The following is a 10,770-nucleotide window of genomic DNA, read 5'->3' as shown; positions in this document are numbered from 1 at the left end:
GTTCCCGGATGTCTTCCGAATAGGGTCGCGTCATCCATGCCGGCCTCCGCCCTCCAGCATGGATGTTGAATCAGAAATCGCTCCCGGTGGGAATCCCGATTCCAGCCAAAAACAACATGCTCTAGGCCCTCGACGCGGTGCGAGTATCATTGATCGCCAGAGCGTTCTCTATGCAATTCTTTCGCGTTGGAATGGTAGGCGCCTGGTCCTTTCGATCGAGGCGCAGCTTGTCCCTTAGCCAATCGAAGATAAACTGCCGCCCAATGCTCGGATTGTCGAGTTGCCGGTGCGATGAACCGGTCTCCTCGCCCCTGAAGATCTTGAGATCCATGGGTACGCCCGCGGCGCGGCAGTGCTCATGCAAGGCCGTGATATCCTCCAGCCTGACGTAGTCGTGCTCTCCCACAACGACCAGGGATGGACATTTGACCTGACGGGCAAGCTTACAGGACGGGGATCGTTTTATACCTGCACCGAACAGGCTGGTGGTGACATATCTGTGCTCGAGATCATCCCAAAATCCGCCGTCGCAAACGGCGGCAGCCCACCTCATATCAGTTGCCGCCACGCGCGTGGCAAGGGCTCCTCCAAGACCATCGCCTATCAACGCGATTCGCCTCGGATCGACGTCATCGCGGCTAAGTAGATACTCCAACCAGCGGCGTAGCGCGATACCTTGATAATGGTGAACCGGGGAATCCTGAAAGCACTCGATCTCTTGCGGCAGATCGATAACGAGCAATGACAGGCCGCTCGCAATGGCATGAGATTGAAATCTCACCAACAGGTCTTCTTTGGTATCTCTTTCCTCTCCGAACGCCACGACCACCGGGGATTTGCGTGGCGCGGCGGATGAACGAATGAGATAGCCTTGGAGCCAGTCGGAGCCGAAGCGGATCTCCAACACCTCTCCGCGCGGAGACAGCAGCTCCAGGAACGCTTCAGCACATGACCGGGCGATGCGAGACAGTTCGGCGATTCTCGGATCGCTGCCAATAAGAAAGGCGGAAGCTGTACGATAGTAGTTCAAGGCGCGCAGCCATTCGTTCCTTGCCGTTGTAAAGTGGCCTTCTGCGCTTGACAGGCGCGCGCGCTTTGCGATCCCGTCGGCTAAGCCACGCCACTCACCGAGCCAGCTCTCGTCGTCGCCGACAACGATCTTGCCCGCAATCATGAGGCACTCGGACACGAAGCTTGCGCCCTCTTGGGCATCTCCCAGCAAGCGTCTCAGCTGCGTGCTCTCGACCTCATGATCCGGCCAGTGGGTCCAGCCGTCAGGGTCATATCTGGGCGAGCAGTGGACACTTTTCGCCTGTTCTTGCATCACCGTGCCCTCCCCGTTAGGCCGCGTAGAACGCCTTTGTTCTTGGCGGTCGATCATTTTTTTATCCGAGCGCTGAATAGAGCACGCGGCGACATGTCATATGGTACGGCGCGCGCTTGCGATGCTATTTGAACCCACGCTCGAATCAAAAGACGCGACGATGTATGCCGGTTGGTCAGATTGGATCGCCGTGGGCTCGGCGCGTGTGACGTGAGACCATTTCGTGTTCGACTACGCCCGGCGGAATCTAGCTGATGACGCCGCACGCGCTTACTGCAGAGAGCGAGGCGCGATTCACAGCGATATCGCTACACCAGGCTCTCCGGTCGTCGCCTCCGGGCGCTGATCGGGAGCCGCCGGCGGGTGTTGTCAGAGCTGGCGCCGGTCTCATTCGCCCAAAGGCCGCCACACAGATCGAACGGTCAGAAGCCGACATCGCTCGTCCCTTTCAGCTTCAGCATGGCCCGGGCCTCGTCCGGCGTTGCCGCCTCTAAGCCGAGTCCTTTCAGGATCGAGCGGGCTAGCCTTACTTGCTCCGCGCTGGAGGTGGCGAGCTTGCCGGGCCCTGCCCAAAGACTGTCCTCGAGTCCCACGCGGATATGGCCGCCCATTGCTACGGCCATCGCGCCTATGCGCATCTGCGCGGCGCCAGCGCCGAGTACCGACCAGACATAGTCATTGCCGAACAGCCGCTCGGCCGTGCGGCGCATGGTGGCGATGTCCTCATGATGCGCGCCGATCCCGCCGAGCAACCCGAAGACGGACTGGATGAAGAACGGCGGCCGTACAAATCCGCGGTCGACAAAGTGCTTAAGATTATAGAGGTGACCAACATCGTAGCACTCGAATTCAAATCGCGTACCACCGGGCGCGCATAGTGTGAGGACCTGCTCGATATCGGCGAAGGTGTTGCGGAAAACGAGGTTGCGTGAGGACTCCAGATGCTCGCGTTCCCACTGGTGGGTGAACTCGTGATAGCGCTTGAGCATGGGGAATAGGCCGAAATTGAAGGAGCCCATGTTGAGGGAGGCCAGCTCGGGCCTCAAATGCCGGGCGGGCTCCACGCGTTCGGCGACTGTCATGAATGGGCTGCCGCCGGTCGTAATGTTTATCACGGCCCCCGACCTGCGACTCAACTCCGGCAGAATCTTCGCAAATCCTTCGACCGATTGGTCCGGCTGACCGGTTTTCGGGTTGCGTGCATGCACATGCAGAATCGCAGCTCCCGCTTCCGCAGCTCGCACGCCCTCTTCGATAATCTCCTCCGGTGTCACCGGGAGGTGCGGGGACATTGAGGGCGTGTGGATCGCGCCGGTCAGGGCAGAAGTGAGAATGACCTTGCCAGTCCTGGCCATGTGAAACCTCCAGAGCAAATCGGTGATGGTAAGCGTCGGCCGCGGCATTTTCGGCTTTGACGGCAGGACAGCCGCCAGGATCAAGAGTGCCACCGCGCTTGCGCACGATGGATCTCCTCGCCGCTGATTGATGATGAAGCAGCTTTTCGTGGGTCAGCTGGCGAACCGCGGCTCCGGAATGCCCTGGACGCCAAGACCTTTGATTGCAAATAGGGCCCCGCGCTGCTGTCCGTCATCGGGAAATCGCGGCAAGGGTGGCTTCGCCATGGAGGTCACGTACAGAATGTCGAGGTTGGAACCACCGAACATCACGCTCGTGACCTTGCGCACCGGCATCTCGATAACGCGCTCAACGCTTCCGTCGGGCGCGTAGCGCACGAGCTTTCCATCATAGACGAGCGCTTGCCAAAGAAATCCTTCTGCATCGACCGTGGCGCCATCGGCAGCACCGCCGTTTGAGCGATCAACAGGCGCGAAACGGCGCCGCTTGGTGGCAGCGCCGGTCTCGATGTCATAGTCGTAGGCCCAGATTTCCCCAGTCCAGGTGTCGGCGAAATAGAAGGTCCGGTCGTCCGGGCTCCAGCACGGGCCATTGGACACGATGATCTTCTCGTCCAGGACGTGCAGCGAGAGATCGGGATCGAGCCGATAAAGGCGGCCGGAGGCCTCATCCTCCAGTGTATCCATGGAACCGAAGACGAAACGCCCGCGGCGATCGACTTTGCCGTCATTCAACCGATTGCGCGGCAAATGCGCCTCTGGTGCCGCGATCAGCTTCAGCTCCCCGCTCTCCAGATCGAGATCATGTACGCCGGATTGCAGCGCGACGAGCGCATGCGTACCGTCACGACGAAGCGCCATCGAGCCGATTTTCGCCCCTACATCCCAGGCGCGAAGCTCACGTCCATCTGCGGTCGCACGAAAAATGCGGCCATCGATACTGTCTATCCAGTACAGACGCTGCTGCTCAGTGTCCCAGAGCGGGCCTTCGCCAAGCGTCGTCTTCAGATCCGCTATGATCTCGATCTGCAAGCCACCCCCCAATCTTACGGTTCACAGGTATTCCACATTCCCGTCGATGCTGATCGCCTGGCCAGTCACGTTGCGTCCACCTGGCGAGCAAAGGAATAAGGCCATGGCCGCAACGTCCTCGGCCGTCACCATGCGACGCAGCGAGATCTTCTTGAGGTATTCCTGGCGCATCGCCTCGTAGCTGGTCTGGAGCTGCTCCGCGCGCGCGCGGATCACGCCGTCAATGCGCGGGCCCTCGACGATACCCGGCAAGAGCGCATTGACGCGGATGTCGTCGGGGCCGAGCTCGGCGGCAAGCGATTTGACGAGCCCAATGATGGCCCATTTCGATGCGGCGTATGGGGTACGCCAGGCATAACCGAGGCGGCCGGCAACGGAGGCCATGCAGAGGATTTGCCCATAGGGAGATTGGCGAAGCATCGGGATAGCATGATGGGCGAAGCGGTACTGTGCATTGAGATTGATATCGATCGTTTGCCGCCAGTCGGACTCTGCAATGGCATCGATTCCGCCGGTCGATCCGGCAATACCTGCATTGTTGATGAGCACGTCGAGCCCACGCCAACGCGCAGCCTGCGCGCGAAAAACGTCCGCGACCGCGTCGCGGTCCGATACATCGGCCTTGGTGGCAAGCACCTGCGGATGTTGATTGCGGAAGGTTGCAAGCGCATCGTCGTTGATGTCGCAGATATGCACATGCGCACCAGCCTCAACGAAGGCACCGGCAAGTGCGGCGCCAATACCGGACGCGCCGGCCGAGATCAGGACGCGCAGCTCGGGATGAGGCACAAGACGCTGCAGCACGCTCATGCCGGTCGCCCCCGTCTCGGAACGGCCGCGGCGTGCTCGCTGCCCGCATTATCGAGAATGCGGGACAGACAATTGGCGGCCTGCATGATGTCGTCTGTCACTGCAGCGCGTGCGGCGGGCGCATCGCGGTTCAAGAGCGCATCGAGTATCTGGCGGTGCGCGTCCATGGAACGCTGCAGGTGGGCAGCATCGGGAGCAACGAGCACGAAGCACGGACCAACGAGCAGCCAAAAATGCTCGACGGCGCCGAGAATCGCCGACGCCTGTGCGATTTGGTAGATCCGCCGGTGGAAGGCGAAATTGGTCCAGAGATAAGTGCGGCCATCAACTGCATCAGCGGCGCTCTGCAGCCGGCCGTAGAGTTGGGTCACCTCGGCATCATCGGCACGCGTCATACGCGAAGCTGCGCGCTCGGCCAGCAGCCCCTCGAGGGCTACGCGCGCATCGCGCACATCGCGCAGCTGTGCCTCGGACAGCCTCCCAACGCTCAGCCGCGCCGAACCGCTGAATTCGAAGGCGCCCTCGGCTTGCAGGCGGCGCAGCGCCTCGCGTACCGGCATCGGGCTTGAACCCAGCGCCTCGGCAAGACCCCGGACCGTCAGCCTCTGGCCCGGCGCAAAGCGTCCGGCCATCAGACCATGTCGCAAATGCCGATAGACCTGATCCTCCATCGAGTCCCGGACAAGGGTCGGCAATGGCAGCAAGGCGATGAGATTGCGCAATTCCAGCGTCCCCTCCACTTTTGAGATATGTGATCACATTGTGAAAATTCCGTCAAGCATCGATCGGCGAGCCTGTCGGTATTCCGAATGGCGCGGTGAGGCAGTCGCGGCCCGGCTCCAGCGCCAGTAAAACGCCTCGCAAAGGAGGCAAAGAGTGTTGAGCTTTTCACGCACCGAGGAGTTCGTTCGATGACAGCTGAAGGATGCCGACTGCGTAGAGCCCATCCACGAAGGTCCGGTACTGCGGTCGCGCCGCGGCGATGGCGGCAACTAGTCTCCTCCCCGAGGCAATTTCGCCGGCGCGGATCAGCAGCACGCCCTTCCAGAAGGTTGGCTCTGGGTCAGCGCCGATCAATGCCTGGGCCTCCGTGAGCATGCGCAGTGCCTCTGCAAGCTGCGGACCTGTCGCTGCCTCGCTCGAGAGCAGCCCAGGTGTGAAGACAGATGCGCCCAAGATCGTGTGTGCCTGAGAGAGCTTGGCGAGCCTGCGCAATTCGGCGAGCGGCTCCGGATGTTCATCAACTCGCACATCGATGAGCCGGTTAGCCCAGCGCGCTGGAGTGATGGCGGCGGGCACCAAAAGGAGCGCGGCGGACATCCGGCCACGGGCGTCACCTCCAGCGGCTTCACCTGCATCCATTGCCGCGAGCATTCGGTCGAGAAGTGGGCCGCCAGTATCCTCGTACGCTGTTAGCATGGCGGGAACCACGGCGTCGCTGGCGAGCATATTTCCCAGCACGACAACGTTGCTGGCCTCGAGCTGAGCGCGGTGGGGAACGCAGCGATCGCCAGTGAACATGGCTTTGCCGCCGCCGGCATCGAGAAAGGCGACTTGGCGCAACTCTCGGTCTTCGTCCTTTGCAAGCAGGCTCGTGAGCGCCGTCGCCGCCGATGCGCCGGAGGCCATGAGATCCAACCCGTTCGGCCCGTAAGCTGGATTAACGAACGACTGGGTCGCAACAACGCCGACACCGGCTCGCGCAAACGTCACAACGCGCCCGAGCGCGAAATAATGCGATTGGCTGGCAACACCCAATTCACCGGTGATCGGGTCTCGGGCGATAATCGAGTATGTCATCTTCTGGACTCCGCATGGGCAAGGTGTGCCTTGATTGCGGCGATCAAAGCCGGCGGATCCTCCAGCATCGGCAAGTGACCAATGCCTGGCAGGAGAACGTGCGGAGCATGCAGCGCGGCTGCCATTTCTGCGCCGGCTGCGGGAGGGCACGTCAGGTCGAACTCGCCGGTCAGAACCGTCACAGGACAACTGACGCTGGCCACATGGGCCCGGATATCGGCCGCGCAGGCGGCTCTCCACACGCGACGGATGTCGTCCTTTTCGTTTGGATTACGCAGCGCAATGGTCTTGGCCACCACTTCGGCAGACGCGTTTGGACCGAGTGCATATTTCGGCAGGATGAGCTCAAACATCTCCTTGACGGTGTGATGCTCGAGGGTGGCTAGAACAGCCGCATTGTCAGGATCTTGCGAGTAGAGCTGACTGCCTACCGCGACAACCGAGAGGACCCGTTTGGGCTCGGCAGCGGCGAGATAGACCGAAATCGCTCCACCAAGCGAACCGCCGATGGCGTGGAAGCGATCGATGCCCGCCCGGTCGACGGCATCGATGCAGTCCTGCGCCCACCGAGCAAGGTCGTACTGTTCGGCCGGTGGCGAGTCACCGAATCCACGCATGTCGGGGACAATCGTGAACCGGTCGGCGAATGCCGGCACGATCTCGGCCCAGGCCGCGCCCTTGAGATTGATGGGATGCACGAACAGGATTGGCGGCCTGCTCGCGTCGGCTTCCCCATGGTAAGAAACCACAATCGGACCGACTGGTCGCTTGATAGTGAGCCGCCTCATGAGTCCTCCACGGCCACGACGCTCCGAACGGCCGAAGGGACGCTCATTGCGTGTCGCTTTTCCTTTCCAGTGACGCTCGCTCACTACGGTCCATCCGCTTCTCGGCGGCCACATTGGGCGGCAACTTCAGCTGGAAAATCTTCTCTGGATGTTCTTCGCCCCGGCGGGGTCAGTCCGTCCGCCGGGTGCAGGATGCGCGGCCAGCCCGGCAGGGCGCTCGCTTTGATTACGGCCTTTGGTCGTCCGTAACCGAAAAGCTCTTGCCGAAGCTGGGCGGCAGATAGCCCACGCCGCGGCTGGCATAGCTATCGCCGAACGGCTGCCGGATCTTATCTTTGGGCGCCATCTCCGAGCAGTGGAAGTGCCAGATCTTCCACTCCGGCTTCCCCTCTCCGTCGTTGCGCACGTAGATTTCGGTGCTGCGCAGGTACTGGTCCGGTTTGTCGGCTTCTTCGAAATTGCCCTCGCAAAGCAGGTAGGCCATGTCGCCATGGACATCCAAACGCCAGATGTGCATGACCGCAGGCTTCGATCGCGGCCTGTCCTTGAACGACTCCCAAAAGGCGGTCAGTTCCTCCCGCCCGAAGTACGGATCGCCGCTAAGGTTGAAATTTAAGAACGCGGTGCCACTCGGGAAGCAGGTTCGCATCAAGGGGATATCCCACTTGTGATTGGCAATCCACCAGTCGCGATGCACTTTCAAAATGGCTGCTCGGTCCTCATCTAAAGTCGGCATGGATGCTCCTGGGTGGTGTGATCCTAAAATTGGCCGCCGGGAAATCCCCCGCGTATCGGCGACTCATCGGCCTCGGGTGCAAAGACCAAGGCAGATTCTCGTGCTTGAGCCTCGGCCGCCGGCAGTCGCTTCTGGACAGCAGCTCTGAGCGGCTCAGCTGAGGGCACGCCAAGAAGACGCAAAATCGCGAGAGCTAAAGCGGGACGACGCCATCGTTACTCGTGATCGACTAATGTCGCGGGCGATTAGGATGCACTGGGACCGCTCACAAATGCGCGAAACGCTGGAGTGAACCTTGCTTGGGCGATCAACGCCCAGCCGAAAGCGTGCTGCGGGCATGATAATGCGGCTCACTCTAAGGACCCTCCGTTTCAGATATGTGATCACAAATCAAATGATACGTCAAGACCGGCCCCACACGCACCGGCATCGTCTGAGGCTCGCGCGCGACGCGCTCCGGCTAAGTTATTTCAAGAGCGCGGGGCCGAGGGATGTCTCCTCCATCGCGATGGTCGTCCAGTCCCGTAACAATCGGAGTGAGCGGCGGAGGGTTCAGCGAGGCGAGATAACGATCATCAGCAACTTCGCCATAGAGCGTCGTACGTTGGCGCGGCAGGCGTGCCATGGCCCGGATGAGCTCTTCCATTTGTTTTGGAGCCATCTCGTGGCCATGTTGGGCGCCGGCTGAACGCGAGATCGTTTCGTCCATCAGCGTGCCGCCGAGATCGTTCACACCAGCCTCAAGGCAGGCGCGAACGCCTTTTTCGCCGAGCTTCACCCAAGAGGTCTGGATGTTGGAGATTTTCGAGTGGAAGACGAGACGTCCGATCGCATGCATGAGAACGACTTCGCGGAAGGTCGGCCCCTTGCGCGAGCGCCCTTTCAAGTAGATCGGGGCTTCCATGTGCACGAACGGCAATGGGACAAATTCAGTGAAGCCACCGGTCTCGGTCTGAAGATCCCGGATACGCAACAGATGCTTTGCCCAATGCTCGTAACGGTCGACATGACCGAACATGATCGTCGCGGTGCTGCGCAATCCCGCTCTATGGGCCGCTGCCATGACCTGCAGCCATTGCGCGGTGTTGATCTTGTCGGGACATAGGATTGCGCGAACCTCGTCGTCCAGGATTTCTGCAGCCGTCCCGGGCAATGTACTAAGACCAGCGTCCTTCAACTCGCGCAGAAACTCATCAACTGAAATTCCGAGCGTCTTGGCCCCCTGAAACACCTCGAGGGGCGAGAAAGCATGGATATGCATTTCGGGGGTGAACTGCTTTACGGTCCGACAAATCTCAAGATACTTGGCGCCGGTGTAGGCGGGATGGATGCCGCCCTGCATGCAGACTTCGGTCGCTCCGCGCTCCCAGGCTTCGCACGCGCGCCGCCCGATCTCATCCATGGAGATATCGTACGGCCGCCCGCGCAAGTTCTCGGCGAGCTTTCCTTTCGAGAAAGCGCAGAACTGACACCTGAAGTAGCAGATATTGGTGTAGTTGATGTTGCGGTTGACGACATAACTAACGGAATCCCCATTGACGGAGCGGCGCAGCTCGTCAGCAGCGCGGCACACGGTCGTGAAATCGCGACCCTCGGCCTCGAACAGCGACACGATCTCTGCCTCGTCGAGTCGTGCCCCAGAATGAGCCTTTGCGACAATTCCCCGAAAACTGCCGGTTAAGACGGCGGGCGAGCTGGCATCTTCACGCAGCATCGCGAGCTCGCCGGCAGGCGGATCGCACCTCGCTCCAGGGCACCATTCGTCCAAACGCGGCCAGCCGTTTCCGTCCACAAGACCGAGCAGGTTTTTCTGCAGGGACGCGTCAGTCCAGCGAGCATATTGACGCGCATAGGCCGGGTAAACTGCGAGGCGTTCGACGAGCGTCTTGCCGCATTCAGCGGTGGCCTCGGACAGGCGTGTCACATGCGGCCAAGGCGCCTCCGGATTGACGTGGTCCGGTGTAACCGGGGATACGCCGCCCCAATCATTAATGCCAGCGGCCAGGATCATGTGCAGTACGCCCGGGCTGAGATTGGGGGGCGCCTGGATGTTCATGTCGGGTCGGAACAGCAATCGCGTGAGCGCAAGGGTCCACAGATGCTCTTCCATAGTCGGCGCCGGCGCGTCCCTCATGCGGGTTTCCGGCTTCGGCCTGAAGTTCTGGATAATGACTTCCTGAATGTGCCCGTAGCGTTCGTCGAGATTGCGCAATGCAAGCAGCGAGGAGATGCGCTCAAGCGGCGTCTCGCCGATGCCGATCAGCAATCCGCTCGTGAACGGGACCGAAAGCTGGCCTGCGAGTTCAATTGTTCGCAGCCGACTTGTGGGCTCCTTGTCAGGAGAGCCGAAATGTGGCCCCCCGGGCTCGCACAGCCGTGCCGATGCGCTCTCGAGCATGATCCCTTGCGAGATGGAGACCTTGCGCAAGGCTGCGATATCGTCGGCCTCCATCAAACCTGGATTGAGGTGCGGCAACAAGCCGGTCTCGCGGAAAACCACGCGCGCGGCTTCCTGGAGGTACGCCAGCGTCGATGCAAAGCCCATCTCGTGCAGCTCTCGCTCGGCCTGGCGGTAGCGCAGCTCTGGCTTGTCGCCCAGCGTAAATAGCGCCTCCTTGCAGCCGGCCTCACGACCGGCACGCGCGATCGCCAGCACCTCATCGATGCTGAGGTAGGCACGCTGCCCTTTTTGGGGCGTATGGGCGAATGTGCAGTAGTGGCAGACATCACGGCATAACTGGGTCAGCGGAATGAAGACTTTTCGCGAGTAGGAGATCTTTCTGCCGTGAGCCTCATCCCGCTTTGACGCCGCCATCCGCATGAGATCGGGAAGGGACACGTCGCTGACGAGAGACAGGGCCTCCGAAGCGGAAATGTCGCTTCGCCTTAACGATTCCAGAAGCATCCGATCCACCATTCTCAGAA

The 10,770-nt window shown here is 60.9% G+C and carries 9 protein-coding genes; all 9 read right to left on the bottom strand.

Annotated features, from left to right (window positions below):
- Positions 1 to 121 precede the first annotated feature (121 nt).
- The 9 genes from EAV90_RS35210 to cofH all read right to left on the bottom strand — a co-directional run bounded on the left by EAV90_RS35210 (position 122) and on the right by cofH (position 10,762).
- A complete protein-coding gene (locus EAV90_RS35210; RefSeq protein ID WP_129146065.1) occupies positions 122 to 1,381 on the bottom strand; it encodes an alpha/beta hydrolase family protein in 1,260 nt (419 codons plus the stop codon).
- Positions 1,382 to 1,746: 365 nt separating this feature from the next.
- Positions 1,747 to 2,679, bottom strand: a complete 933-nt coding sequence (gene kce / locus EAV90_RS35205) for a 3,5-dioxohexanoate:acetyl-CoA acetone transferase (protein WP_129146064.1) — start codon at positions 2,677 to 2,679, stop codon at positions 1,747 to 1,749.
- 153 nt (positions 2,680 to 2,832) lie between these two features.
- Positions 2,833 to 3,711: an SMP-30/gluconolactonase/LRE family protein gene (locus EAV90_RS35200; RefSeq protein WP_129146063.1), complete on the bottom strand. Its 879-nt coding sequence runs from the start codon at positions 3,709 to 3,711 to the stop codon at positions 2,833 to 2,835.
- Between the two features lie 21 nt (positions 3,712 to 3,732).
- Positions 3,733 to 4,521, bottom strand: a complete 789-nt coding sequence (locus EAV90_RS35195; RefSeq protein WP_129146062.1) for an SDR family oxidoreductase — start codon at positions 4,519 to 4,521, stop codon at positions 3,733 to 3,735.
- Positions 4,518 to 5,243, bottom strand: a complete 726-nt coding sequence (locus EAV90_RS35190) for a GntR family transcriptional regulator (protein WP_208738571.1) — start codon at positions 5,241 to 5,243, stop codon at positions 4,518 to 4,520. The genes EAV90_RS35195 and EAV90_RS35190 overlap by 4 nt, the downstream gene beginning before the upstream one ends.
- A gap of 166 nt (positions 5,244 to 5,409) precedes the next feature.
- Positions 5,410 to 6,321 (bottom strand): DUF1028 domain-containing protein, encoded by a 912-nt coding sequence (locus tag EAV90_RS35185; RefSeq protein ID WP_129146061.1) that lies wholly within the window; start codon positions 6,319 to 6,321, stop codon positions 5,410 to 5,412.
- Complete coding sequence (locus EAV90_RS35180; RefSeq protein ID WP_164937240.1) at positions 6,318 to 7,109, bottom strand: alpha/beta fold hydrolase; 792 nt, start codon at positions 7,107 to 7,109, stop codon at positions 6,318 to 6,320. The genes EAV90_RS35185 and EAV90_RS35180 overlap by 4 nt, the downstream gene beginning before the upstream one ends.
- 226 nt (positions 7,110 to 7,335) lie before the next feature.
- On the bottom strand, positions 7,336 to 7,845 hold the full coding sequence (locus EAV90_RS35175; protein ID WP_129146059.1) for a YybH family protein: 510 nt from the start codon (positions 7,843 to 7,845) through the stop codon (positions 7,336 to 7,338).
- 460 nt (positions 7,846 to 8,305) lie between these two features.
- Positions 8,306 to 10,762 (bottom strand): 5-amino-6-(D-ribitylamino)uracil--L-tyrosine 4-hydroxyphenyl transferase CofH, encoded by a 2,457-nt coding sequence (cofH, locus tag EAV90_RS35170; protein ID WP_129146058.1) that lies wholly within the window; start codon positions 10,760 to 10,762, stop codon positions 8,306 to 8,308.
- Positions 10,763 to 10,770: the final 8 nt, after the last annotated feature.

It is taken from the genome of Bradyrhizobium vignae, from assembly GCF_004114425.1.
Lineage (GTDB): Bacteria > Pseudomonadota > Alphaproteobacteria > Rhizobiales > Xanthobacteraceae > Bradyrhizobium > Bradyrhizobium vignae.
The sequence above is the reverse complement of the archived record's forward strand: the minus strand, read 5'-3'. Positions and strand labels throughout refer to the sequence as shown.